This window comes from Pseudomonas sp. P7779 (genome assembly GCF_013386315.1).
Lineage (GTDB): Bacteria > Pseudomonadota > Gammaproteobacteria > Pseudomonadales > Pseudomonadaceae > Aquipseudomonas.
Genome location: NZ_JACARZ010000031.1, coordinates 48,848 through 73,515, shown reverse-complemented (window position 1 = coordinate 73,515; position 24,668 = coordinate 48,848). Strand labels below are relative to the sequence as shown.

Genomic DNA, 24,668 nt, shown 5'->3' with positions numbered 1-24,668 from the left:
GAGCCAAAGGGATTGTTATGAAACGCAAAGACAAAATCGCTGTAACCGTCATCACCGTGTTTGCCGTCGGTGTGCTGGTTTACCTGCTGGCGCCGGGTGTGTTCGGCAGCAAACGCCAGAGCACCAACGACGCCTTCGTCGCCGCTGACTACACCCTGGTGGCGCCGCGTGTGGCCGGCTTCATCAAGGAAGTGCTGGTGGAAGACAACCAGCGGGTCAAGGCCGGGCAGTTGCTGGCGCTGATTGATGACCGTGACTTCCGCGCCGCTGCCCAGGCGGCCGATGCCGATACGCTGGTGGCCCAGGCGCAGCTGAAAAATGCCACGGCAACCCTGGAGCGCCAAAGCTCGGTGATCGCCCAGGCCCAGGCGACTGTGGCGGCGGATCGCGCCGAAGTGGCGTTTGCCGAACACGAACTGAACCGCTACAACCACCTCGCGGGTGTAGGCGCCGGCACCGTGCAGAACGCCCAGCAAGCCAAGACGCGTATTGACCAGGCCACAGCACGCCTGGCGAATGCCACGGCGGTGCTGGCCGCTGAACGCAAGCAGGTGGAAATCCTCAGCGCCCAGCGTGATGCGGCAGAGGGCGGCCTGAAACGTGCCCAGGCCGCACTGGAAATGGCCAGCTATCAGCTGTCGTACACCCGCATCGTCGCGCCGGTGGACGGCATGGTCGGCGAGCGCGCGGTGCGGGTCGGCGCCTATGTGACGCCGGGCAGCAAGATCCTCGCCGTGGTACCGCTGGCCGAGGCCTACGTGGTGGCCAATTTCCAGGAGACCCAGTTATCCCACATGCACGCTGGCCAAACGGTGGACGTGAAGGTCGACAGCCTCGACGGCGAAGTGCTCAAGGGCCACCTCGAAAGCCTGGCGCCAGCTACCGGCGTGACATTTGCCTCGGTCAAACCCGACAACGCCACCGGCAACTTCACCAAGGTGGTGCAGCGTATTCCGGTAAAAATCATCCTGGAGCCCGGCCAGGCGTTGACCGAGCGCCTGCGGGTCGGCATGTCGGTGGAAGCCAGCGTCGACACCCACGCCGCCGCCCAGCAACGTGAGGTGGCGCAGCAATGAGACGCCTTGCCTGGTTAACCTTGAGCCTGCTCACCCTGAGTGCCTGCACCGTCGGCCCGGACTTCCAGCGCCCGCAGAATCCCGTCGGCCAATGGACCGAGCCCCATGGCCGACAAGCCGCCAGCCAAGCGGTCAGCGACCCGCTGGAAGAGCGCTGGTGGGAAGTGTTCCACGACGCGCAGCTCACCGCGCTTACCCGTCGCGCGCTGACCGATAACCTCGACCTGAAACTCGCCAGCAGCCGCCTGCAACAAAGCCGCGCGGCGCGCCAGGTGATCACCGCCGAGCGCTACCCGACCGTCAACGCCACCGGCGATTACCTGCGTCAGCGCAACAGCGCCGATGGCTTGAGCGATGCCTCGGGCAAGAACGGCCGCTCGGCGTTCAACCAGTGGGACATGGGTTTCTCCGCCGCCTGGGAACTGGACTTCTGGGGCCGGGTAAAACGCGAAACCGAAGCCGCCGACGCCACCCTGCAAGTCGCCGAAAACGACCGCCGCGCGGTGCTGTTGTCGGTGCTGGCGGAAACCGCCCAGGACTACATCCAGCTGCGCGGCGTGCAAAACACCCGCGCCGTCACCGAGCAAAACCTCGAGGTGGCGCGCCACAGCCTGAAGCTCTCGCAACTGCGCCTGGCCGACGGTGTCGCCACTGACCTGGACGTAGCCGAAGCCGCTGCTCAAGTGGCCGCCATCGAGGCGCGCCTGCCGGATTTGCAGCAACGCCAGGACCAGTTGATCAACGCCCTGAGCCTGCTGATGGGCGAACCGCCACAAGCCTTGTACGCCGAGCTGTCCAAGGACGCTGCGGTGCCGCAAACCCAACGCCAGGTCGCCATCGGCCTGCCGTCGCAACTGGCCGAGCGCCGCCCGGATATCCGCCAGGCCGAAGCTCGCTTGCATGCGGCCACCGCCTCCATTGGTGTGGCCAAGGGCGACTTCTACCCGCGCATCACCCTGTCTGGCAGCGTGGGCTCCCAGGCGTTGCAGCTGGCGGATTTCGGCTCGTGGAGTTCGCGTGCATTCGCCTTTGGCCCACAACTGAGCTTGCCGATTTTCAACGGTGGCCGGTTGCAAGGCATGCTCGATCTGCGCGAAGCCCAGCAACAGGAAGCGGCCCTGGCCTACCAGCAGACCGTACTGCGGGCCTGGCATGAAATCGACGATCAACTGACCCGCTACAACGCCAGCCAACTGCGGCGCGACAGCCTCGCCGAAGCCGTGCGGCAGAACCAGATCGCCCTTGCCACGGCGCAGCATCAATACGTCGAAGGCGTGGTGGATTTCGTCAACGTACTGACCGTGCAAAGTGCGTTGCTGGCGACCCAGGAGCAGTGGGTGGAAAGCTCCACCAGTGTGTCCCTCGCCATGGTCGGGTTGTACAAGGCATTGGGTGGGGGCTGGGAGTCGGTGTACCCGTTGCAGACCGCCGGACGCTGAATGACAAAGAACTTTGCCAGCCGTGCAACATGGTGTAATGATAATTGCTCTCAATAACGTATCCGAGCTTTTCATGGACACCGCGACTGACGGCCGGCAACAGCTTCATCTCCTGTATCGCGACCATCATGGCTGGCTGCAAGGCTGGCTGCGCAAACGCCTGGGGGATCGCGAACACGCCGCCGATGTGGCGCAGGACACCTTCCTGCGCTTACTGGTATCGGGGCGCTTTCCCGGTGACAAGGAAAGCCGCAGCTACCTGACGCAGATCGCCCGCAACCTGGTGATTGATCAATGGCGACGCCTGCGCATCGAGCGTGCCTACCTGGAAAGCATTGCCCACCTGCCGGAGCCCGAATCCCCGTCCCTGGAAACCCGCGCACTGATCCTCGAAACCCTGATGCAGATCGACGCCATGCTCGACCGCATGCCCGACAACGTGCGCCGCGCATTTCTGTTGTCGCAGTTCGAAGGGCTGAGCTACGCACAGATTGCCGAGCGCCTGGAGGTCACTGTCAGCTCGGTGCAGAAGTACATGACCCGGGCGATTCTCGCCTGCTACCAGGTCGTCTACGAAGAATGAGAACCCGGCACGAAGCGCCGATTGCCCCGGCCATTGTCGAGCAGGCCAGCGAGTGGTTGATGCTGCAATGGGGCGGCGAGATGGACGGCGATCAGCGCCAGGCCTTCGCGCGCTGGCAGGAGGCCGATCCGGAACACCGGCGCGCCTGGAAGCGCTTGCAGCAGTTACAGCAAACCCTCGGCGGTGTGCCTGTCGACAGTGCCCGTGCGGTGTTACGCGATACACCGGACACCCAACGCCGCGCCGCATTGAAACTGCTCGGGCTGTTGCTGGTGGCCGGTGGCAGCGGCTATCTGGTGCAAAGCAGCCAGCCCTGGCAGGCGGCGTTTGCCGAATACCGCACCGCCACCGGCGAGATTCGTCACCTGACCTTGAGCGATGGCACGCGCCTGGACCTCAACAGCAACAGCGCGGTCGACTTGCGCTTCAGCGCCAGTGAGCGGCGTATCCGCCTGATACGCGGCGAGATCCTGCTGACCAGCGGCCACGATCCGTCCCGGCCATTGATCGTCGAAACCCCGGCCGGAGATGTGCAGGCCTTGGGCACCCGGTTTGCCGTGCGTGAAGTGGACGATGGCAGCCGCGTCGACCTGTATGAAGGACGTGTGCAGGTACGTCCGGTGCGCGGTGCGGCGGTGCAGATGAATGCCGGGGACAGCCTGTGGTTCAGCGCCAGCCGGACTTCGACGCTGGTGCCGGTGGATGCCAATGCCAGCAGTTGGACCGAGAACCGCTTGATCGCCGAGCGCCAGCCGCTGGGGCAGTTCGTTGCCGAGTTGAGCCGTTATCGCCCGGGGCTGTTGCGCTGCGATGCGGCAGTGGCCGGCTTGCTGTTGACCGGCGTGTTTCCGCTGAATGACACCGACGCAATTCTCCACGCGCTTGAGCGTTCGTTGCCGGTACAGGTACAGGCGGTGACGCGCTATTGGGTCACGATCAAGGCGCGGGGCTAAAAAAATTTTTTGCCTGCGGCTTGTCGGTTTTCCAACCCCGTCCGGGATACCTCTTGAAAGCCAATCAAGAAGCGTTCTCACGGGGAGCCCTGCAATGTCGCACCACCCAATCCAACCCCTGGCCCGCGCCCTGCGCCGTGGCCTGTTTGTCAGTCTGCTGGCGACGGCGCCTGTGGTGCCGAGCGTGGTCCAGGCCCAGGAGAGTGCTGAAGCCCTGCGCCAATACAACATTGCGGCGGGCAACCTCGACCAGGCCTTGAACCAGTTCGCCAGCGCCTCGGGGATTCTGTTGTCGGTGGACGCCTTGCTGACCCAAGGCAAGCGCAGCGCCGGCTTGCAGGGCCGCTACGCCACCGGGCCAGGGTTGGAGCGTTTGTTGGCCGGCAGCGGATTGGTCGCGGTGCAATCCCAGGGCGGCTGGTCATTGCAGGCCCTGCCCGCGAGCGGCGCGCTGCAACTCGGTGCGACGCAGATCAGTGGTCAACAGGATCAGGAAACGGCCTGGGGCCCGGTCGACGGCATCGTTGCCAAGCGCAGCGCCACCGGCAGCAAGACCGATTCGGCGCTGGTGGAAATCCCCCAGACCATCAACGTCATCACCGCCGCCGAGATCAAGGCGCGGGGCGCGCAAAGCGTTACCCAGGCGTTGCTCTATACACCGGGCATGACGGCCGGCGGTTTTTCCGATCGGGTCAAACTGTTTGATGAGCCTACTTCCCGTGGCTTTACGCCGACGCCGCTGTACCTCGACGGTTTGCACTTGCCCTACGGCGGCGGCAGCACCGGCGGTGCTTTGCAGATCGAGCCCTATTCCCTGGAGCGCATCGAAGTGCTCAAGGGGCCGGCCTCGGTCTTGTACGGGCAGAACCAACCGGGTGGCATCGTCAACATGGTCAGTAAGCGCCCCAGCGAAACCCCGGTGCATCAAGTGGTGCTGGAGGCCGGCACCTACGAGCACAAAAGCGCCGCCATCGACCTCGGAGGACCGCTGGATGAGCAGGGCGAGTTTCTCTATCGCCTCACCGGCCTGGCCAAGGACGAACAGGGCGAGATCAACTACGTCGAGAACAAACGCCAGTTCATCGCTCCCAGCCTGACCTGGCAGCCCAACGACGACACGCGCCTGACCGTGTTCGCCCAGTACCAGAAAGACAAAGGCGTGCCCGAGGCCCAGGGGTTGCCCGCGTCCGGGACGATCTGGGACAACCCCAACGGCAAGATCAAGCGTGATGTGTTCATCGGTGAGCCAGGCGTCAACCAGTACAATCGCGAGCAGTACGTGTTGGGCTATGAGGTGTCCCATCGCCTGAACGACACCTGGACCCTCAAGCAAAACGCTCGCTACGCCGAAGTGGACGACCGCTACACCGCACCGTTGCACGGCTACAGATTTGTGCCCAACCCGGTAACCGGCGTGCAAGACCAACGCTATCTGCAACGCTTCGGTGTGGACTGGTCGCAGCACAACAAAGTATTCGGTGTGGATAGCATCGCCCAGGCGGAGTTCGACACCGGCGCCCTGTCCCACACGTTGATCGTTGGCCTGGATTACTACCACTTCAACTCGCAATTCCACGGCCTGTACGATCGTAATCCGCCGGTGATCGACCTGTTCAAGCCGGTCTATGGCCAGCGGCTGAATTTCGGCCAGCCTTATCGCTGGGACCGCACCGTGACCCAGACCGGCTTGTACGTGCAGGACCAGATCAAATTGGACAAGTGGGCGCTGGTCCTTGGCGGGCGCTACGACTGGGCCAACGTGGTCAACAAGGAACCACTGGCCGACACCCGCACCAGCAGCAAAGACCAGGCGTTCACCGGCCGGGCCGGTCTGGTGTACCTGTTCGATAATGGCCTGGCGCCGTTTGTCAGCTACTCCGAATCCTTCCTGCCGCTGTCGGGCACCGATATCAGCGGCAAACCATTTGACCCCTCTACCGGCAACCAGTACGAAGTCGGCCTGAAATACCAGCCGGCGGGCCAGAAGAGTTTTGTGCAGGTTTCGGTCTATCAACTGGATCAGAAAAACGTGCTGACCACCAACCCGGTAGACACCACCTTCAGCACCCAGAGCGGTGCCATGCGCTCACGTGGCGTGGAGCTGGAAGCCAAGGCGTCCCTCAGCGATGCCTGGGACGTGGTCGCGTCAGCGGCGCGCAATGACATCAAGTACACCAAGGACAACGACGGTCGTCAGGGCCGGCATCCGGCCGGCATTGCGCCGCTTACCGCTTCGGTCTGGGTCAACTACACCGTCCTTGGCGACACACCCCTGGCCGGTGTTGGCGCAGGATTGGGCGCGCGTTACGTTCGCAGCAGCTTTGGTGATTACTACGCAGGGGCGTTCAGCATTCCGTCCTATACCGTCTACGACGCCAGCCTGAGCTACGACCTGGGCCGCTCGGCGTTCAAGCTCAAAGGCGTGAAGCTGGCAATGAACGTGCAGAACCTCACCAACAAGACCTACGTGTCGCAATGCACCAGTGACCTGGATTGTTACTACGGGGAAGGGCGCACGGTGGTGTCGAGCTTGACTTATGACTGGTAGATACCGGTCATTCGCGGGCGTTTTTTAGCCCTGAGTGCCCACAGTCCAAGGACCGTGGGCACTCAGGGATTCTGCAAAAACACCACATACCCGCGAAACCACTCACTCCCCTTCAAATACCCCGGCTCCTCCCATGCCCCACCCTGAATCAACCCAATCTTGAACGGCACCCCCAACCGGTTCATGCGTGGCAGATACGCCGCGTAGTCCGGGATGCTGTGGCGGCCCTGATAGGTCTGCACCACCACTTCATCAATCACGCCCTTGAGTTGTGCGATGGCGGCCGGGTCGGCGTTGCTGCTCCAGTCCATCAGCCCGGTGATGCTCAGGCGTAGATCCTTGGGCAAGCGTTGGCGCAGGTCGCGCAGGAAGTCCGCGTATTCGTCGAGGTATTGCGTGCGCGCATCGAAGTCGATCTGGATGCCCAGCACCGGATTGCCCGCATCCCGCCAGCGTTGCACCTGGCCGAGCATCTGGCTGTACACCGACTCGGGCCAGTGCAGGGTGTGGGCGCGGTACACCACCCAGATTTCACCCTGGGTGATGCGCGGCACACTCATGCCCTGGGCGATGAATTGCACACCACGCTGGGGCGCTCGGCGGGTCGAGTTGATCTGGCCCTGGAGGATGTACAGGGTTTTCGCCTGCTTGAGCACCGGCTGCGGCGCGACGCCGCTCCACAGCCAGAATGCATCATGGTCGCGGGCGTCCACCGCGCCGAAGGCCGGGCTTGCCAGCAGGAGCAGGGCCAGCCAGAAACGCTTCACGGCTTACCAGTAGTACTGCAGCGACTTGCCCCACTGGGTGTCGGCGAACCCGGTTTTCAACTGGCGGAACCAGCCTTTGCGCACGTTCTTGTCGACGTCCTCGCCACCGCAACTGTTGTAGCCCGAAGGTCCGTAGCAGTTGATGGCACGAAACAGCGCGTAGGCCTTGTCGTTTCGCGGTGCCTTGGGATTGCCGATCACCCGCTTGTAGCCCTCCAGTCGCGAGAAGGTTTCACCCTTGAAGGGCGAGGCAGTGCTGCCCAGGCTGCCGGCGGAGCGCGCTTGTTCCAGGGGCATGCCGTCCAGGCCGTTACGCAGGACGAATTCCCCCAGGCAGTTCAGGCCCTGCGGGTTTTTCGGATCGGCCTGCAAGGTGCTGGCGATTTGCGCGATGCTCGGGCAGGTGTAGCCGGACTCGGCCTTGTCACCGTTCCACTGGAACAGTCTCAACGACTGGCCGCCGCTGTAGACGTAGCCCAGGCTGGTGCCGAGCTTGTCATCGGGAACCGAGGCGGGCAGTTGCTTGAGGTCCTCGGCAAAGGTCTCGAACTGGCCGCGCAGCAGGTCTTTATAGAGCAGCGTGAATTGTGCGGTCTGGCGCTCTACCGGGTCTTCGGCATGGGCAAGCTGTTGGCGCAGCAGGTCGGGACCGGCGACGTTGCGCAGCAGGATATAGCGCACCTGCTTGGCACTGATCGGCGAATCGGCGGCGAATACCTTGGCCAGCTGGCCGCTGCGTTCGTAGTTCATCGCCAATGCCAGCTCCAGCTGGTCACGTTGCAACGGTTGCTTGGTCAGCGGCAGCAGTTGCAGCCACAGCGCTTCGGCGGCTTTCCAGTCTTCCTTGGCTTCCAGCGCGAGGCCACGCAGGGTCTGTTGGCTGAAAGCGAAGTAGTCGAGATTCGACGGCACGTCTTGCGGCAGCAGCTTCAAGGTACGGTCGGGCTGATGCTCGACGTTCAGGGCAAACGCCGCCTGCACGTAGGCATACAGCGCGGGCTCCTGCGCGAACACCGCTTTTTGTGCATCGAGCGCTTCACGCGTGAGCTTCGGCGGCTCGCCGGCACGCATCCACATCAGGTCGTTGAGGGCCAGGATCAGCGGGTTGCCCACAGGTGCCGTGGTGCTGGTCAGCAGCTTGGTGTCGGCTTCCTGCACCAGTTCATCCAGCGACACGTTGCGCTGGGCATCGGTGGCCTGGGTCAGTTGCCAGGCAAAGTCGTCCGCCAGTTTGTCGGGGTTGGGCGCCAGCCAGTGCACCCGGCGCAACAGGCCACGGGCGGAGGCGGCGTATTCGCCCTGTGGATAAGTTTTCAGGTAGTCGTCGAAAGCGCTTTCGGCCCGTTGCAGGGCAGACTTATCCACATGCTCAAGCGACGGTGTGCCGTATTCATCGAAGGCATTTTGCTGGGCGTCGTTCAGCGCGGTGCGGGCGGTCATGTACAGCGCTGTTTCCTTCAGCCAGGGCAGCGAGCTGCTCGTCAGCCCGGCAAAACCTTTTTGCGCATCGCTGAAGCGTCCGCTGTAAAAGTCCCCGGCGGCTTTCAGGTAGGTGAGCAATGCCTGGCCGTCTGCCGATTTGATTTGGTCGGCCTCGCCTGCCGCTACGCCGTCCGAGGAACAACTGCCGAGCATCTGCAGCCGCAGCTTGGCCAGTAACTGGCGCTCGGCCTGCGGTACATCGGCCTTCACCACCTGGCTGATAAACGCGGCGGCACTGTCATCGGCGTTGCTGCGGCAGCGGCTGCCTTCGCCGGAAAGGAAGGCTTCACCGGCGGTCTTGGCGTCGTCGCGCGTGATGCCCAGCGGGCTGAGCAGTGCATCCAGTTCGGCGGTGCGCGAGTCGTCGGGTTTGTTGTCGGGCTCATCCGCAGCCGGCATAAGCCGATACACCGGAAAGGGCACCGGGCCAAATCCTTCGGACACGTCCTGCTCGCCCAAGGCATTCGGCGCCAGCGGCATGACGTTTTTGTCCGCCAGCAACAGCCGCAGGTTGACCCGGCTGTCATTGCCGGGGCTCAGGAAGGGCAGGTTGCTGCACACGTCCAGGCTGTTGCGCGACACCCGCCAATCCGGGTAGCAAGAGTCATCGCCGCTGGCGTGGGCCTGGAGGGGAAGGGTGGCGAGCAATGCCAGTGCCAGGGGTGACAGAAGACCGATGCGCATGAAATGTCCTTCATCCTGAATCCATGGAAGGCAGCAATCATAGCGTGATCCGATGAAAGCGTCGGAGACGTCCTGCGCAAAATTCAGATTTGTCCGATTGGCGGATGGTTGGTCAAATCCATGCAAAACAGCGGGCGAATCAAGGCCTTTTGACCTAGAGTGGCGGGTGTTCGCGCAAGCGCAGGTTCAGTAGTGGGTGAGGAAGTAGAGGTGCGACGCTCTGTGGCGGAACAAGACAACAAGGCCGGGGCATTGCCCGTGCTCAATCCTGGCCTTTGGGAGAATGCCGGCTGGCTGGCTCGGTTGTGGTGGGTACCGCTGGTGGCGTTGGCCATGGCCGTGCGTTTCTATGGCCTGACCGCCTCCGCCATCTGGGGCGATGAAGGTTCAAGCCTGCTGCTCGCCGAGTATTCCCTGGAAGACCTGTGGTTTCACGCCGCACATGACGTTCATCCGCCGCTGTATTTCTTCATGCTGCGCGGCTGGATCGAGGTGTTCGGCGACAGCATTTTCTCCCTGCGCAGCATGAGTGCGATCCCCGGTGTGGTCGCAGTCGGCCTGGGAATCTGGCTGACAAGGCTGATCGCGACCCGTCGCGCGGCGGTGCTGGCCGGGATTCTGTTGGCGTTGCTGCCCACGGCAGTGCGCTACAGCCAGGAAGTGCGGATGTATTCGCTGCTGGGCGTATGGCTGCTGGCCGCCACCCTGGCATTGGTGTATTGGGTCCGCCAGCCTGAGCGCAAGCGCTATCTGGTGGCCTATGCGCTGTTGATGACGGCAGCCTTCTACACCCACTATTTCACCGCGTTGTGCGTACTGGTGCATTGGTCATGGCTGCTGTTGCTGCGCCAGCCACGGGCCGGCGGCCTGCGCCTTGTTACGCGTCCGGGCTGGTGGTTGGCCAACATTGCCATTGTGTTGCTGTACTTGCCCTGGCTCCCGAATCTGCTGGGCCTGGTCCAGCACACCGAAGAACTCAAGGTGGGCGGTGATATTGGCTGGGAAGACCCGGTCAACCTGTATTCCGTGCCGTCGATGGTGTGGCAGTTCCTCATTCAGGACCCGGGCGACCACTTGTGGCGACCGCTCTTTGTGGTGTTTCCGTTATTGCTGATGGCGCTGGTCGGTGTGACTGCCTGGCGCGATCAAAGCCGCTTTCGCTTTGGCTGGCTGCTGGGGCTTTTTTTCATGCTGCCGGTGCTGCTGGTCTATGGGGTTTCGTTTATTTCCCCGGTGTTTATCGAGCGTTATCTCACCGCCTACGCGATGAGTTTGCCGATCATCGTGGCGTTGGCCGTCGACCGTCTGTCGTCGCGCTTGCCGCTCGCAGCAGCGGCAGTCTTCGTGTTGTTTGTCGGGGTCGAGCTGGTGGGCGTGAAAACCAACTCCACCGTCGATGAGCATGATCAATTCAACGTGGTGGTGGAGTTCGTCAATCGCAACTACCAGGAAGATGACCGCATCGTCATCAGCGACATGCTGTGGTACCTGCCCTACGTCTATTACGACGAGACCGACGCCCAGTTGCAGCTTTTCACACCGCCGACCGCCGCCGGCAAGTCCACCCGGCCTAATGCCTATGGTTTTGGCACCCTGGTGGACCAGGATGGCGGGCGCATCTACCTTGATCGCTTGTCGGCGTTACCCGCCGAGATCCAGCGTGTATGGCTGATCAGCGCCGCGGAGCCGCCGGATGAGTTTGCCCCGTTGCCGGCCGGATGGCGTCAGCTCAGCCAACAGGACGGCGGCGGCGCGCGGGCCCGGCTGTTCGTGCTGTGTAACGCGCCAGCGGGCGTGCACCGTGAGGGCTGCGATTAATCCGCGCAACACCTGAGAGGTTTATGTTCGCCTGGGGGGCTAGACTCAGGTGAACCCTCTCTCCAGGAACGCCTCATGGAATCCCCAGTCCACAACTTGCCATCGTTGTTCAAACAGCTCGGTTTGCCCGATGACCCGGTCAGCATCGAGCGGTTCATCGCGGTCCACTCTCCACTCAAGCCCGAATTGCATCTGGCGGAAGCGTTTTTCTGGACGCCGCCCCAGCGGGCGTTTTTGCGTGAGGAGATTCTGGAGGACGCGGATTGGGCTGAGGTGGTGGATGAGTTGAATTTGCGGTTGAGAGAGGGGCGAGGAGTCTAGGCCGTCAAGAGGCGGTTGCTTTCTCTGGTGGCCATTGGCGAGCGGTGTGCACAAGCGCCACGACCCTTTCTACGTCGGGCTCAAGTTGGTAAGCAAGGCGGTAGCTTGGATGAGGAATGACTTCGCGTGTGCCTGTGATCCTGCCGAGTGGGCCGATTTCTGGGTGTTTTGCCAGCCCCAGCACTGCACTGCTGAAGCGTCGATCCATATCGGCTGCGGCTTGTGGGTTTTTCTCAAATAAAAAGTCCCAGATATCCCTACGGTCCTGCGCCGCTTCCGGCGTCCAGGCAACCCTCATTCCTGATTATCTACGTGAGCACGTTTCGCAGAAAACTCAGCTTCCAAATCCTCATTGGAAATCTCTCTGCCTGCCTGTATCGAGGCGCGAGAGGCGTCTACTTTACGCTGCAAGAACGCGTCGTACTCCCGTGATTCCTGCTGGGCCTGGACAAACTGACGCATCATATCTCGCACGATTTGCGATGCAGGACGGTGGGTAGCCTCGCACTCGGCCATGAATTGGTCGCGTAGTTCCGACTCAAGCTTCAAGGTGAAAACGGCTAGTTTTGACATAAGTGAATGCTCTAGATTGGTATGTACGAAGTGTATACAACGTGCATACCTGACGACGCATGTGAGCTGAGTGAGGCGACTGACGGTTGCTGACGGCGAAACACCTTTCCCCAAACCAGCTTTACTTAGCCCACGGGCCATCCTCCCATCCGCAAATTTGTATCAAAACTTGACTGCATTGGATCCATCGACCATATTGATAGTTAGCAAACTAACTGTATGCGAATAATCCAGTGTCCCAGACCCTCGAACAACTCCAGATGAACATCAGCAGCAGCATGGTGGTAGGTGCCAGGACCTGGCGCAAAATCTGCCAGACCACGCTCGTCAGCTATGGCATCTCCGAAGCCTGCGCCGTGCCGCTGCTGATGATCGGCCGCCTCGGCGACGGTGTGCATCAGGTCAAGGTGGCCCAGGCCGCCGGGATGGAAAGCCCGTCCCTGGTGCGCCTGTTGGATCAGCTGTGCAGTTCTGGCTATGTGTGCCGCACCGAAGACATCCACGACCGCCGCGCCAAGGCCTTGAGCCTCACCGCGCGTGGCCGCGAGCTGGTGCAGGCAGTGGAACAGCAACTGGTGCGCCTGCGTCGCGAGGTGCTGGCGACAATCGACCCCGATGACCTGGAAGCTGCTTTGCGTGTACTGCGGGCCTTCGAAGGTGCCAATCAACATCCCATGGTTGTGAGTTCTTGAACGGATTTTTTACCGGCATGCCGCCGGCCAAGGATTGGTTCTACGGCGTAAGGACATTCGCCGCTTCAATGATCGCGTTGTACATCGCCATGCTGATGCAAATGCCGCGTCCGTATTGGGCGATGGCCACGGTGTATATCGTGTCCAGCCCGTTTGTCGGCCCTACCAGCTCCAAGGCGCTGTACCGGGCGGTCGGTACCTTCATGGGCGCGGCCGCAGCGGTGTTTTTTGTGCCGATGTTTGTGCAGACGCCTTACGTGTTGGTGGTGGTGATCGCGCTGTGGACCGGGATTCTGCTGTTCCTGTCCCTGCACCTGCGCACCGCCAACAGCTATGCGCTGATGCTGGCCGGCTACACCTTGCCGCTGATCGCCCTGCCGGTGGTGGATAACCCGCTGGCGGTGTGGGATGTGGCCGAAGCGCGGACCGAAGAGATCTTCCTTGGCATCGCCGTGGCGGCGGTGGTGGGGGCAATGTTCTGGCCGCGACGCCTGGCGCCGGTGTTCGATGACTCGGTGAGCAAGTGGTTTGCCGACGCCCAGGTCTACAGCCAGCGCTTCCTCAGCCGCAACGTGCAACCCGAGGAAATCAGCACCCTGCGCGGCGGCATGGTCGCTACCTTCAACACCCTGGAATTGATGATCGGCCAACTGCCCCACGAGGGCTCCCGGCCGCAAACGGTGCGCAATACAAAGGAGCTGCGCGGGCGGATGATCCACCTGCTGCCGGTGATCGACGCACTGGACGACGCCGTGTACGCGCTGGAACACCGCGCGCCGGAATTGCTCGAGCGCTTCACGCCGCTGCTGACCGCCGCCAACGAGTGGCTGGCCAGCACGCAAAAGGATGCGCCCCTCGAACGCTGGCGTGTCCTGCGTGACCAGATCGAAGCCCTGCAACCCGATGCCGACGCCCTGGATGACCGCCATCAGTTGCTGTTCTCCAACGCCCTGTATCGCCTGGGCGAGTGGGTGGATCTGTGGCAGGACTGCCGCAGCCTGCAAGCCGCCATCCAGTGCGAAAGCCAGGACAGCTGGCGCGCAGTTTACCGCCACTGGCGCCTGGGCCGGCTGACACCGTTCCTCGACCGTGGCCTGATGTTCTACTCGGCGTTTTCCACCGTCACCGCGATCATCGTCGCCTCGGTGCTGTGGATCCTCCTGGGCTGGACCGACGGTGGCAGCGCGGTGATCCTCGCGGCGGTGGCCTGCAGCTTCTTCGCCTCCATGGACGACCCGGCGCCGCAGATCTACCGGTTCTTTTTCTGGACCGCGATGTCGGTGCTGTTCGCCAGCCTCTACCTGTTTCTGGTGCTGCCCAACCTGCACGATTTCCCGATGCTGGTGCTGGCGTTTTCGGTGCCCTTTATCTGCATCGGCACGCTGACGGTACAGCCGCGTTTCTACCTCGGCATGCTGCTGACGCTGGTCAATACCTCGTCGTTCATCAGCATCCAGGGTGCCTACGACGCGGACTTCCTGGCCTTTGCCAACTCCAACCTGGCGGGCCCGGTGGGCCTGTTGTTCGCCTTTGTCTGGACCCTGATTGCCCGGCCGTTCGGCGCTGAGCTTGCGGCCAAGCGCCTGACCCGTTTCAGCTGGCGCGACATCGTCACCCTGACCGAGCCTGCGACCCTGGCCGAACACCGCAAGATGGGCGTGCAAATGCTCGACCGCCTGATGCAACACCTGCCGCGCCTGGCCATGACCGGCCAGGACACCGGCATCGCCCTGCGGGAAGTGCGGGTGGCGCTGAACCTGCTGGACCTGCTGGCGTACTCGCCGCGCATCCTCGGGGTGCCGCGTGTGTTGTTGAACCAGGTGGTGGAAGGCGTCGGCGGTTACTTCAAGGCCTGCCTCAAGGCCGGTGAACGTCTGCCGGCCCCCAGCGGTCTGCTGATGACCCTCGACCGTACCCGCCGCGCCCTCAACGGCCAGGGCCTGCAAGGCGAGGACGAAACCCGCCTGCATTTGTTGCACGCTCTCAGCGGCTTGCGCCTGGCGCTGTTGCCCGGCGTGGAATTTCTTGGCGGCACAGAGATGGAAGCGCCGTTACCCGATGGAGCGCCTTTATGATCGGTGATCTGGATATCAGCGGGGTGTTCCTGCCCACGTTGCTGGTGCTGATGGGCATTACGTATGTGTTGTACCTGGTGGTGCACGGGCTGTTGACCCGCGTCCACTTCTATCGCCTGGTCTGGCACCGGGCATTGTTCAATGTGGGTCTCTACGCTCTGTTGCTGGGCGCAGTGGATTCACTCAGTCGATACCTCATGACATGAAAAAACCTTTTTTGACCATTGGCCGTGTAGTCCTGACGTTACTGGTGGTGACCTTCGCCTGCGTCGTGGTGTGGCGCATGGTGATGTACTACATGTTCGCGCCGTGGACCCGTGACGGCCACATCCGTGCCGACATCGTGCAGATCGCCCCGGACGTGTCCGGGCTGATCCAGCAAGTGGACGTGCGCGATAACCAGTTGGTGGTGCGCGGCCAGGTGCTGTTCTCCGTCGACCAGGATCGCTTCAAGCTGGCCCTGCGCCAGGCCCAGGCCGCCGTGGCCGACCGTCAGGAAACCCTGGCCCAGGCCGTGCGCGAGAACAAGCGTAACCGTGGCCTCGGCAACCTGGTGGCCAGCGAGCAACTGGAAGAAAGCCAGTCCCGCGTCGCCCGTGCCCAATCGGCCCTGGCCGAGTCGCAAGTGGCGGTGGATGCCGCGCAACTCAACCTGGACCGCTCGGTGATCCGCAGCCCCGTGGACGGCTACATCAACGACCGTGCGCCGCGTAACCAGGAGTTCGTGACCGCCGGGCGTCCGGTGTTGTCGGTGGTGGACAGCAACTCCTTCCACATCGACGGCTACTTTGAAGAGACCAAGCTCGACGGCATTCACGTCGGCCAGAGCGTCGACATCCGCGTGATCGGCGACAACGCTCGCCTGCGCGGGCATGTGCAGAGCATCGTCGCCGGTATCGAAGACCGTGACCGCACCAGCGGCTCCAACCTGCTGCCCAACGTCAACCCGGCGTTCAGCTGGGTGCGCCTGGCCCAGCGGATTCCGGTGCGCATTGCGTTTGACGATGTGCCGGCAGACTTCCGCATGATTGCCGGGCGCACCGCCACCGTGTCGATCATCGACGACCAACCCAAGTCGGAGAACAAGCCATGAAACGGCTTTTAGCAACCGCCGGGCTGGGGTTGTTGCTGTCGGCCTGCCAAGTGGTGGGGCCCGATTACAAACTGCCGGACAAGGCGGCCGTGAACCGCGGTGACCTTCAGGGCCAGTTGGCCGGGGAGGGCAGCAATGTGGTGTCGGCGCCGGTACCGGCGGACTGGTGGAAGCTCTACCAGGACCCGCGCCTGGATAAGCTGGTGGAGCAGGCCATGGCCTCCAACACCGACCTGCGGGTGGCTGCGGCCAACTTGCAGCGCTCGCGCTATCAGGTGCAGCAAGCCGAATCGGCCGGCGGCTGGAGTGCCGGCGCCAAGGCCGAAGCCCAGCGCCTGCAAGAATCGGGTGAGGCCTATTTGCTGACGGAAAAAGTCCCGGTGGCGAATATCGGCAGCGCCAGTATCAGCACCTCCTATCAATTCGATTTGTTCGGCACCTTGCAGCGCGGCATTGAAAGCTCCCAGGCCACTGCCGATGCGGCCCAGGCGGCGTCCGATATCGCCCGTATCACCCTGGTGGCGGACGTGGTGCGCTCCTACACCCAGGTGTGTGCGGCCAACGAAGAGCTGGCGATCGCCAACGAGTCCCTCGACCTGCAAGCCCAGAGCACGCACCTGACCCAGCGCCTGCGGGATGCCGGGCGCGGTGATGAAACCCAGGTCACCCGTTCGCAAACCCAATACAAATCCTTGCGCGCCGAAATGCCGCGCTATGAAGCACTGCGCCAGGCCGGGCTGTTCCGCCTGTCGATGTTGCTGGCCAGGCCGCTGGATCAACTGCCGGCCGGCACTGCCCAATGCGCCGAACTGCCGCACATCGCGCAACTGCTGCCGGTGGGCGATGGCGCCACGCTGCTCAAGCGTCGCCCTGACGTGCGCCAGGCCGAACGCCAACTGGCGGCGGCCACCGCGCGCATCGGTGTGGCCACCGGCGCGCTGTACCCGGACATCAGTATCGGCGCCACCGTGGGCACCGTCGGCATCCTGGATGACCTCGGCACGCCGGCCACCAACCGTTGGGGCTTTGGCCCGCTGATCAGCTGGACGCTGCCGACCAACGGCGCCCGCGCCCGCATCCACGAAGCCGAAGCCGCGACCCAGGGCGCCCTGGCGCACTTCGACGGGGTGGTGCTCAACGCTATCCGTGAAACTCAGACGGGCCTCGCGCAATACACCGCGCAACTGCAACGCCGCGATGCCCTGGCGGATGCCGGCGCGTCGGCCAAAGAGGCGGCGGAGCAGACGCACCGGTTCTTCCAGGCCGGCCGCGCGTCGTTCCTGGCCGACCTGCAAGCCACCCGCACCTACACCGACGTGCGGGCGCAATTGGCCGCGGCGAACACCCAGGTTGCCATGAGCCAGATCGATTTGTTCCTGGCCCTGGGCGGCGGCTGGGAAAGTGGACGAACGCAAGCCACACAAGCCAGCAAACCCTGAGCTGATTGCTATGCTTTGACAGGCGGACTTACGTGATGGTCCGCTGGTCACTGCTCGCGTTTGCTCATGGGGATTCCAATAATGAAAAACCCTTATGCTCCCGCTTTCTGGTGCGTGTTCTTCGCACTGGTGTTGCTATCGGCGACTTATTTCTACGGCATCATGCTGGCCCATCAAATCGACAAGGCCATGGTGTTCCTCGACAGCGCCAGCGCGCTGATCGCGGTGCTGTCCATCGGCGTGGTGGCCTGGGCCTCCTACCAGGGCCAGCGAATCAAGCGAAGACTGCTCGAACAAGGCAAGACCCGCGTGGCGATCTGGGATACCAAGGTTGCCCTGCGCCGGGTCGAGACGGTGTTCGACCGCTACTTCTGGGGCAGCTACTGGCAGCCGGGGCGCACCTTCCAGGAAGTCATGGGCGAACTGACCGGCACACCGCTGGAAAAAAGCCTCGAAGCCCTGAAAAAACAATGCGTGATGCTTGATCGGCAAGTCGCCGACGGACGGCATTGGCTGAATAACGCCCGGGAATTATCCGACGTGGCCACTGCGATGGCGCGGGAGCGTTACCAGCTGGATTTTTATGATCCCAAGTCGGATACGCCGGGCAATGCGGTGATTCACCGTGAGTTTGAGGTGCTGGTGTATACGTGGACGGCGCGCCTGAAAAGCTTCGACCATCAACTCGATGAGATCGAAACCGAGTATTCCTGAAATCTGTGGTGTCTGTACTGACGCCTTCGCGAGCAAGCCCGCTCCCACATTCGATCGAGTTCCATCTTTGGAATGCAGTCGAATGTGGGAGCGGGCTTGCTCGCGAAGGCACTTTACCGTTCAGCGCTGAAGTCTGCGCCTATTGAAAAATTGGGCTGCATACGCCAGCCAATGCTAATCTTCCCCGGATTTCGGCGGGCTTGAGCCGACACCCTTCGGGGTTCAGGGAAGACAGCCCACTTCACAGGATTTGATCAGGTCACTACATGAATAAGCCAGCAGTCGTTCTCTTGGGTATCGTCGTCGCCATTGGTGCAATCAGCGCAGGCGGTGCCTGGTACACCGGCAAGCAACTGGAGCCGGTGCTGCAAACCGCCATCCAGGACGCCAACAAGGAACTGCAGACCTCCATGGCCGGTGTCGACGGCACTGTGACCCTCGAACTGGTCTCCCTCGACCGTCAGCTGTTCAGCAGCACCGCCCACTATCGCCTCAAGGCCCAGGGCGCGGTGTTCGGCGAAAATCATCAGGACACCGAACTGCTGTTCGTCGACCATATCGAACACGGCCCGCTGCCGTTCTCGCGCCTGGTGTCGCTGAAGTGGCTGCCGGTCATGGCCACCAGTCACTACGAACTCGAGAAAAACCCCACCACCGAAAAATGGTTCGCTGCCAGCAAGGACGTGTCGCCCCTCAAAGGCGTGGCCAACATCGGCTATGACCGCTCGGTGACCGGCAACGTTGAACTGCTGCCCCTGGAACTCAAGGACGACAAGTCGGCCGTGAGCTTCTCCGGCGCCAACCTCGATTTCGACTCCACCGCCGAAGGCAAGAAGGTCAAGGCCAGCGGCTACATGGACAGCCTCAAGGTCTCGGTCATCGATGCCAACAACGCCAAGCTGGATGCGGAGCTGAGCGGCCTGACCATCGCCAGCAACCTGGAAAAAACCACCTTCGGTTTCTACACCGGGCAAAACACCGTCGAGCTGACCAACACCAAGGTCACCTTCGGCCCGCAGCAAGCAGTGCTGACTCTCAAGAACTTTGAGCAGAAAGACAGCAGCGAAACCAAGGACAACAACCTGGCCGGCCGCGTCGACTACAAGATCGACGAGATCGGTTACCAGGGCAAGCCAGTGGGTTCGGCGGCCATGGCCGTCAGCATGAAGAACGTCGACATCCCGTCGATGCTGGTACTGACCAAGCTCTACCAGGAAAAAGTACAGCCGGCCCAGGCCGCTGCCGCTGCTGGCCAGCCCGTGCCTGAGTTGCAACTGACCGAAGCCGAGCAGACCCTGGCCCAGGCCAACGTCGACCAACTGCTGGCTGCCAAGCCGCAAGTGGCGGTAGAAAACCTGTCGCTGAAAACCACCAATGGCGAGAGCCGCTTCAACCTGGTGGCGGACTTCGCCAAGCCGTCGAGCATGGACCTGCCGCCGGTTGAACTGGGCAAGCAAATCGTTGCGCTGCTGGACGCCAACCTGACCCTGTCCAAGCCGATGATCCAGGACGTTGCCGGCCTGCAGGCGCAGATCGGTGGTGTGACCGACCCGAAAGCCATCGAGCAGCAATCCCAGATGGCCAGCGAGATGATCAGCGGTATGGCCGTGGGTACTCAACTGGCGACCCTGGTGGGTACCGATATCGTGTCCAAGCTGCACTACGCCAACAATGAAGTGACCTTCAACGGCCAGAAAATGACCGTCGAGCAATTCATTGGTTTTGTGCTGGGCAAGTTCGGCGCGGTCAGCGGCGCTCAATAAGATTCGGCTCAAAGTGATGTAGGCCAATTCTGAACAATTGTTCTGAATTGGCCTTTTTTGTACCCCCCTCAAGGATATTGCGCCCCGGGAAAGCTTGGCCGCGTCATCAGATGCCGGCCGCCTGGAGTGTCGTGCAGGTGAACTTATCGCTACAGCTTTCCCTGGTGAGGAAGCTGACGACATGTCGCGTAATATTCATCCGTTTATCCGCCTGGCCCTGTGCAGCCAACTGCTCTGGCCCGTCGTGGCATCGGCCGATGCGGCCTATGATTCGCTGATCAACCAGGCCCGCAGTGGCAACTATGGTCCGGCCCTCAACCTGTTGCGCCAAATGCCCGCCGAGCGCCAGACGCCGGGGCAGGTCAGCGATCACCTGTTGATTGCCAGCTGGGCGCGCCAGGACGCCGAGGTGCTGACGGTCTACGAGGCCCAGGGCCGCTCACGCACCCTCACCACCCAGGCGCTGGCCACCGTCGCCCGCACCTATCGCAACCAGCAGCGTTGGGAACCGGCGATTGCCGTGTATCGCCAGGCGTTGCTGCGCGAGCCGAATAACCCGGACTTGCAACTCGGCCTGGCCCTGACCCAGGCGGACGCCGGCCAGACCGCTGAAGCGGTGCAGCGCACCCGCGCCCTGGTGGCCGCCAAGCCCGACGACGCCGACCGCCGCATGGCCCTGGGTTACGCACTGACCCGTGCCGGCTCTACCTATGACGCGCTGTTCGAATTCGACCAGGCATTCATTCGTGCCGGCAACAAACCTGAAGTCGCCCGCGAATACATCGTCGCCCTGCAACGTGCGCGCCTGCCGGAACCGGCCCTGCGCCTCGCTGCCCGGCGCCCTGGCCTGTTGGACCCGGTCACCCAACGCCGCCTCGAAGGCGACCTGGCCGCCGAGCGCGTGCGCATGGCCGAGTTCGCGACCCGCAGTGAAAAAGAACGCTACGTCATCGCCGACCGTGCCCTCAAGGATTACGACCAACTGCTCACCACCTGGATACCGGATGCCAACGCCCATGATGACGTGGTGCGCTGGCGCATCGACCGTCTGGGCGCGCTGAAAGCCCGGGCGCGCACCGCCGAGGTGATCCGCGACTACGAAGTGCTGAAGGGCGAAGGCGTGCAACTGCCGACCTACGCCCTGCGCTGGGTCGCTGCCGCCTACCTCGACCAGCGCCAGCCGGAAAAGGCCGCGCCGCTGTATCGCCAGGCCCTGGCGGCAAGCGATGCGGACGCCGGCGATCACGTCGAAGACAGCACCGCGCTGTTCTACGCCCTGCTCGAAAACGATCAAGTGGTGGAAGCCCGCGAAGTCGCCGACAACCTGGCGAGCACCCAGAAACCCCGGGTCGAGCTCAAGGGCTTGCCCATCGGCAACCCCAACGACGCCTGGATGGACGCCCAACAATTGGCCGCCCAGGCCGGCACCTATGGCGCCGACCTGCCCGCCAGCGAAAAAGGCCTGGAAGCCCTGGTGCAACAGGCCCCGGGCAATATCGGCCTGCGCCTGGCCCAGGCCGATATGTACCGTGCCCGCGACTGGCCACGGCGCGCCGAAAACACCCTCAAGGAAACCGAAGCCCAGGCCCCGCGCGACATCGGCCTGGAGGTTTCCCAAGGCCACACTGCCCTCGATCTGCAGGAATGGCGTCAGCTCGATGCACTCACCGATGACGTGGTCGACCGCGCCCCGGACAACCGCCAGGTACAGCGCCTCAGCCGCCTGCGGGATGTGCACGACATGGCCGAATTGCGCGTCGAGGCCTACACCGGCAAAAGCAACGGCGGCGGCGATAACGGCGCGGGCGCGGTGTCCGGCAGCCGCGATTTCGGCATCGAAACCTTGCTCTACAGCCCGCCCATCGATGAAGACTGGCGCGTGTTTGGCGGGGCCGGCTACGCCACCGCCGATTTCGAAGAAGGCACCGGCCAACACCGTTGGCAGCGCCTCGGTGTAGAGCGGCGCACCCGCGACATGACCCTCGAAGCCGAGGTCTCCAACCACTCTTACGGCTTTGGCGACAAGCAGGGCGCACGCATCGCGATTGCCCGCGACATCAATGACCAATGGCAGTACGGCGGCAGTCTCGATTACCTCTCCGCGAGCACCCCGCTGCGGGCACTGAATGCCGACATTACTGCCAACGGCGGCAGCGGGTTTATCCGCTGGCGCGCCAACGAAAGCCGCGAATGGAAACTGGCCCTGAGCCCGTCCCACTTCAGCGACGGCAACAACCGCCTCGAAGCGCTGCTCACCGGTCGCCAGGGCGTGTACAGCTCGCCGGGGGTGCAAGTCGACCTGGGCCTGGAAGTCGGCACCAGCCGCAACACCAAGGAAGACACGCCGTACTTCAACCCGCGCTCGGACTTCAGCGTGCTGCCCACGGCCACCGTCAACCACGTGCTCTACCACCGCTACGAAACCCAGTGGAGCCAGCAGTTCCAGGTGGGGGCGGGCACCTACAGCCAGCGCGACTACGGTACCGGCGGCGTTGCACTGGTGGGCTACGGCCAGCGGTTTCGCTGGAACGACGTGCTCGAAACCGGAGCCAACCTCAGCTGGATCAGCCGACCTTATGACGGTGAGCGCGAAAGCGACCTGCGCCTGATCGTCGACCTCACCTACCGCTTCTAGAAGAGTCCGATCATGCCCGTCTTGTCCCGTTGCCTGTTGGCCCTGGGGTTAATGCTGAGCAGCGCTTGCGCCCAGCAACCCGCACCTTTCACTCCACCCGCCGAGCGGCTCAAGCCTGCCAGCGAAGCGGCGTGGCCGAAGAACCATTTTCTCGGTATCGCCTACCACGACATCGAGGACCGCGACCCCGATCAGGCCGTCGTGGCCGTGCGCACCGAACGTTTGATCGAGCAGTTGGCGTGGCTGCGGGAAAACGGCTACCAGCCCGTCACCGTCGACCAGATTTTGGCGGCCCGCAACGGCGGCCCGGAGTTGCCGGCGAAGGCGATCATGCTCAGCTTCGATGACGGCTACGCGAGCTTCTACACCCGTGTGATGCCGATCCTGCGCAGCTACAACTGGCACGCGCTGCTGGCGCCGGTGGGTTCGTGGGTGGATACGCCGCTGAACCAGCCGGTGGATTTCGCCGGTACACCTCGGCCGCGTTCGGACTTCCTGACCTGGCAGCAGGTGCGCGAAATCGCCCAGTCCGGCCTGGTGGAAATCGCCGCGCACACCGACGCCAACCACAAGGGCGTGCTGGCCAACCCACAAGGCAACCTGCAACCGGCCGCCACCACCCGACGCTTTGACCCGGCGACCCATCGCTACGAAACCGAAGCCCAGTTCCAGGCGCGGATGCGCACCGACGTGACGGCGATCTCCAACAAGATCCGCGCCGTCACCGGCAAGGCGCCGCGCGTGTGGGTGTGGCCTTACGGCGCTGCCGATGGCACCTCGCTGGCGGTGGTGGGCGAGCAGGGTTACCAGATGGCCCTGACCCTGGAAGACGGTCTCGACAGCCTCGGCAACCTGATGAGCAGCCCGCGCTTCCTGGTGGCCTCCGACCCGGACGGCGAACACTACGCCAACGCCATCGTCGCGACCCAGACTGAAGCCCCGCTGCGGGTGCTGCATGTGGACCTGGACAACGTCTACGACCCGGACCCGGAACAGCAGGTGCGCAACCTCGACAAACTGATCCAGCGCGCGGTCGACATGGGTGCCAGCACCGTGTTCCTGCAGGCTTTCGCCGACCCCAAGGGCGATGGCCTGGTGCGTTCGCTGTACTTCCCCAACCGCCATTTGCCGGTGCGCGCCGACCTGTTCAACCGCGTCACCTGGCAACTGCGCACCCGGGCCCACGTGAACGTATTTGCCTGGATGCCGGTGCTCAGTTTCGCCCTCGATTCGAAGCTGCCCCGCGTTACCCGTTGGGACCCGCAAACCGGCAAGGTCGCCATCGACCCGGACCAGTACCAGCGCCTGTCGCCGTTCGATCCGAAAGTGCGGCAGGTCATCGGTGAGATCTACGAAGACCTGGCGCGCACCAGTGCCATCGACGGCGTGCTGTTCCACGACGACGCGGTGCTGTCGGACTTCGAAGACGCCAGCCCGCTGGCGCTCAAGGCCTACGCCGCCAATGGCCTGCCGGACACCATCGAAGCCCTGCGCGCCGACCCTGCGGTGATGCAGCGCTGGACGCGTTTCAAGAGCCGCTACCTGATCGACTTCACCCATGAGCTGACCGCCAAGGTCCGCAAGCTGCGCGGCCCGCAGGTGCAGACCGCACGCAATATCTTCGCCGAACCGATGCTCAACCCGGGCAGCGAAGCCTGGTTCGCGCAGAACCTCGACGACTTCCTCACCAGCTACGACTGGACTGCGCCGATGGCCATGCCGCTGATGGAAGGCCAGGACCTCAAGGGCTCCAACGCCTGGCTGGAAAAGCTCGTGGCCACCGTCAAGGCCCGCCCCGGCGCGCTGCAACGCACGGTCTTCGAGTTGCAAGCCAAGGACTGGCGTACCTCGGCCGCCCCCGATCTGGACGGTGCACAAATGGCCGAGTGGATGGGCGTGCTCAAGCGTCAGGGCGTGACCAGTTTTGGCTACTACCCCGACAACTTCCTGGAGAATTCGCCGGATCTGAAAACCGTGCGTCCGGCCCTTTCCAACCAGTGGAATCCTTGACTC

The 24,668-nt window shown here is 63.1% G+C and carries 20 protein-coding genes; 16 read left to right on the top strand and 4 right to left on the bottom strand.

Features of this window, described 5'->3' with window-relative positions; all coding sequences use genetic code 11:
* Window positions 1–17 precede the first annotated feature (17 nt).
* From HX869_RS11145 to HX869_RS11125, 5 genes are all read left to right on the top strand, one after another.
* Window positions 18–1,076, top strand: coding sequence for an HlyD family secretion protein (locus tag HX869_RS11145; RefSeq protein WP_003218219.1), 1,059 nt, complete (start codon window positions 18–20; stop codon window positions 1,074–1,076).
* Window positions 1,073–2,515: an efflux transporter outer membrane subunit gene (locus HX869_RS11140; protein WP_178903089.1), complete on the top strand. Its 1,443-nt coding sequence runs from the start codon at window positions 1,073–1,075 to the stop codon at window positions 2,513–2,515. The genes HX869_RS11145 and HX869_RS11140 overlap by 4 nt, the downstream gene beginning before the upstream one ends.
* Before the next feature lie 73 nt (window positions 2,516–2,588).
* Window positions 2,589–3,098: a sigma-70 family RNA polymerase sigma factor gene (locus HX869_RS11135; RefSeq protein WP_008433639.1), complete on the top strand. Its 510-nt coding sequence runs from the start codon at window positions 2,589–2,591 to the stop codon at window positions 3,096–3,098.
* Window positions 3,095–4,051 (top strand): FecR domain-containing protein, encoded by a 957-nt coding sequence (locus HX869_RS11130; RefSeq protein WP_008433641.1) that lies wholly within the window; start codon window positions 3,095–3,097, stop codon window positions 4,049–4,051. The genes HX869_RS11135 and HX869_RS11130 overlap by 4 nt, the downstream gene beginning before the upstream one ends.
* Before the next feature lie 94 nt (window positions 4,052–4,145).
* Window positions 4,146–6,599, top strand: a complete 2,454-nt coding sequence (locus HX869_RS11125) for a TonB-dependent siderophore receptor (RefSeq protein WP_178903088.1) — start codon at window positions 4,146–4,148, stop codon at window positions 6,597–6,599.
* A 62-nt stretch (window positions 6,600–6,661) separates the two neighbouring features.
* Here the strand turns inward: HX869_RS11125 and HX869_RS11120 are convergent, their stop codons facing one another.
* Window positions 6,662–7,366: a DUF3142 domain-containing protein gene (locus tag HX869_RS11120; RefSeq protein ID WP_178903087.1), complete on the bottom strand. Its 705-nt coding sequence runs from the start codon at window positions 7,364–7,366 to the stop codon at window positions 6,662–6,664.
* 3 nt (window positions 7,367–7,369) lie between these two features.
* On the bottom strand, window positions 7,370–9,532 hold the full coding sequence (locus HX869_RS11115) for an outer membrane assembly lipoprotein YfiO (RefSeq protein WP_177037328.1): 2,163 nt from the start codon (window positions 9,530–9,532) through the stop codon (window positions 7,370–7,372).
* Window positions 9,533–9,754: 222 nt separating this feature from the next.
* On the opposite strand from HX869_RS11115, the gene HX869_RS11110 reads away from it, so the two are divergent.
* The gene (locus HX869_RS11110; protein ID WP_178903086.1) at window positions 9,755–11,350 is read left to right on the top strand and encodes a glycosyltransferase family 39 protein; all 1,596 of its coding nucleotides are present in this window, start codon (window positions 9,755–9,757) and stop codon (window positions 11,348–11,350) included.
* A 75-nt stretch (window positions 11,351–11,425) separates the two neighbouring features.
* A complete protein-coding gene (locus HX869_RS11105) occupies window positions 11,426–11,671 on the top strand; it encodes a DUF2789 domain-containing protein (RefSeq protein WP_177020625.1) in 246 nt (81 codons plus the stop codon).
* A gap of 4 nt (window positions 11,672–11,675) precedes the next feature.
* On the opposite strand, the gene HX869_RS11100 is transcribed toward HX869_RS11105, so the two are convergent.
* Together HX869_RS11100 and HX869_RS11095 are read right to left on the bottom strand one after the other, a co-directional pair.
* Complete coding sequence (locus tag HX869_RS11100) at window positions 11,676–11,969, bottom strand: type II toxin-antitoxin system RelE/ParE family toxin (protein ID WP_177027844.1); 294 nt, start codon at window positions 11,967–11,969, stop codon at window positions 11,676–11,678.
* Complete coding sequence (locus HX869_RS11095) at window positions 11,966–12,244, bottom strand: hypothetical protein (RefSeq protein ID WP_003218199.1); 279 nt, start codon at window positions 12,242–12,244, stop codon at window positions 11,966–11,968. Before HX869_RS11095 ends, HX869_RS11100 begins: the two co-directional genes overlap by 4 nt.
* A gap of 260 nt (window positions 12,245–12,504) precedes the next feature.
* Between HX869_RS11095 and HX869_RS11090 the strand changes: the two genes are divergently transcribed.
* The 9 genes from HX869_RS11090 to pgaB all read left to right on the top strand — a co-directional run bounded on the left by HX869_RS11090 (window position 12,505) and on the right by pgaB (window position 24,665).
* A complete protein-coding gene (locus HX869_RS11090) occupies window positions 12,505–12,936 on the top strand; it encodes a MarR family winged helix-turn-helix transcriptional regulator (RefSeq protein ID WP_008433651.1) in 432 nt (143 codons plus the stop codon).
* Complete coding sequence (locus HX869_RS11085) at window positions 12,933–15,011, top strand: FUSC family protein (RefSeq protein WP_178903085.1); 2,079 nt, start codon at window positions 12,933–12,935, stop codon at window positions 15,009–15,011. Before HX869_RS11090 ends, HX869_RS11085 begins: the two co-directional genes overlap by 4 nt.
* Entirely contained in the window at window positions 15,008–15,217 is a 210-nt protein-coding gene (locus HX869_RS11080) for a DUF1656 domain-containing protein (RefSeq protein WP_003218193.1), read from the top strand. The genes HX869_RS11085 and HX869_RS11080 overlap by 4 nt, the downstream gene beginning before the upstream one ends.
* Window positions 15,214–16,104 carry an efflux RND transporter periplasmic adaptor subunit gene (locus tag HX869_RS11075; RefSeq protein WP_003218191.1) on the top strand — a complete coding sequence of 297 codons (891 nt, stop codon included), beginning with the start codon at window positions 15,214–15,216 and terminating at the stop codon, window positions 16,102–16,104. The genes HX869_RS11080 and HX869_RS11075 overlap by 4 nt, the downstream gene beginning before the upstream one ends.
* Entirely contained in the window at window positions 16,101–17,543 is a 1,443-nt protein-coding gene (locus HX869_RS11070) for an efflux transporter outer membrane subunit (RefSeq protein WP_008433656.1), read from the top strand. Before HX869_RS11075 ends, HX869_RS11070 begins: the two co-directional genes overlap by 4 nt.
* 81 nt (window positions 17,544–17,624) lie before the next feature.
* Window positions 17,625–18,257, top strand: a complete 633-nt coding sequence (locus tag HX869_RS11065) for a hypothetical protein (protein ID WP_003218188.1) — start codon at window positions 17,625–17,627, stop codon at window positions 18,255–18,257.
* 266 nt (window positions 18,258–18,523) lie between these two features.
* Window positions 18,524–20,020: a YdgA family protein gene (locus tag HX869_RS11060; RefSeq protein ID WP_023659325.1), complete on the top strand. Its 1,497-nt coding sequence runs from the start codon at window positions 18,524–18,526 to the stop codon at window positions 20,018–20,020.
* Between the two features lie 181 nt (window positions 20,021–20,201).
* Window positions 20,202–22,655, top strand: a complete 2,454-nt coding sequence (pgaA, locus tag HX869_RS11055; RefSeq protein WP_178903084.1) for a poly-beta-1,6 N-acetyl-D-glucosamine export porin PgaA — start codon at window positions 20,202–20,204, stop codon at window positions 22,653–22,655.
* A 12-nt stretch (window positions 22,656–22,667) separates the two neighbouring features.
* On the top strand, window positions 22,668–24,665 hold the full coding sequence (pgaB, locus tag HX869_RS11050) for a poly-beta-1,6-N-acetyl-D-glucosamine N-deacetylase PgaB (RefSeq protein ID WP_178903083.1): 1,998 nt from the start codon (window positions 22,668–22,670) through the stop codon (window positions 24,663–24,665).
* The last annotated feature ends 3 nt before the right edge of the window (window positions 24,666–24,668 follow it).

Bases quoted from the DNA above. Each gene is read 5' to 3' on its own strand.
- pgaB (WP_178903083.1), top strand. From the start codon at position 22,668: ATGCCCGTCTTGTCCCGTTGCCTGTTGGCCCTGGGGTTAATGCTGAGC.
- HX869_RS11130 (WP_008433641.1), top strand. From the start codon at position 3,095: ATGAGAACCCGGCACGAAGCGCCGATTGCCCCGGCCATTGTCGAGCAG.
- HX869_RS11125 (WP_178903088.1), top strand. From the start codon at position 4,146: ATGTCGCACCACCCAATCCAACCCCTGGCCCGCGCCCTGCGCCGTGGC.
- HX869_RS11075 (WP_003218191.1), top strand. From the start codon at position 15,214: ATGAAAAAACCTTTTTTGACCATTGGCCGTGTAGTCCTGACGTTACTG.
- HX869_RS11145 (WP_003218219.1), top strand. From the start codon at position 18: ATGAAACGCAAAGACAAAATCGCTGTAACCGTCATCACCGTGTTTGCC.
- HX869_RS11140 (WP_178903089.1), top strand. From the start codon at position 1,073: ATGAGACGCCTTGCCTGGTTAACCTTGAGCCTGCTCACCCTGAGTGCC.
- HX869_RS11065 (WP_003218188.1), top strand. From the start codon at position 17,625: ATGAAAAACCCTTATGCTCCCGCTTTCTGGTGCGTGTTCTTCGCACTG.
- HX869_RS11105 (WP_177020625.1), top strand. From the start codon at position 11,426: ATGGAATCCCCAGTCCACAACTTGCCATCGTTGTTCAAACAGCTCGGT.
- HX869_RS11090 (WP_008433651.1), top strand. From the start codon at position 12,505: ATGAACATCAGCAGCAGCATGGTGGTAGGTGCCAGGACCTGGCGCAAA.
- HX869_RS11060 (WP_023659325.1), top strand. From the start codon at position 18,524: ATGAATAAGCCAGCAGTCGTTCTCTTGGGTATCGTCGTCGCCATTGGT.
- HX869_RS11095 (WP_003218199.1), bottom strand. From the start codon at position 12,244: ATGTCAAAACTAGCCGTTTTCACCTTGAAGCTTGAGTCGGAACTACGC.
- HX869_RS11070 (WP_008433656.1), top strand. From the start codon at position 16,101: ATGAAACGGCTTTTAGCAACCGCCGGGCTGGGGTTGTTGCTGTCGGCC.
- HX869_RS11115 (WP_177037328.1), bottom strand. From the start codon at position 9,532: ATGCGCATCGGTCTTCTGTCACCCCTGGCACTGGCATTGCTCGCCACC.
- HX869_RS11135 (WP_008433639.1), top strand. From the start codon at position 2,589: ATGGACACCGCGACTGACGGCCGGCAACAGCTTCATCTCCTGTATCGC.
- pgaA (WP_178903084.1), top strand. From the start codon at position 20,202: ATGTCGCGTAATATTCATCCGTTTATCCGCCTGGCCCTGTGCAGCCAA.
- HX869_RS11100 (WP_177027844.1), bottom strand. From the start codon at position 11,969: ATGAGGGTTGCCTGGACGCCGGAAGCGGCGCAGGACCGTAGGGATATC.
- HX869_RS11080 (WP_003218193.1), top strand. From the start codon at position 15,008: ATGATCGGTGATCTGGATATCAGCGGGGTGTTCCTGCCCACGTTGCTG.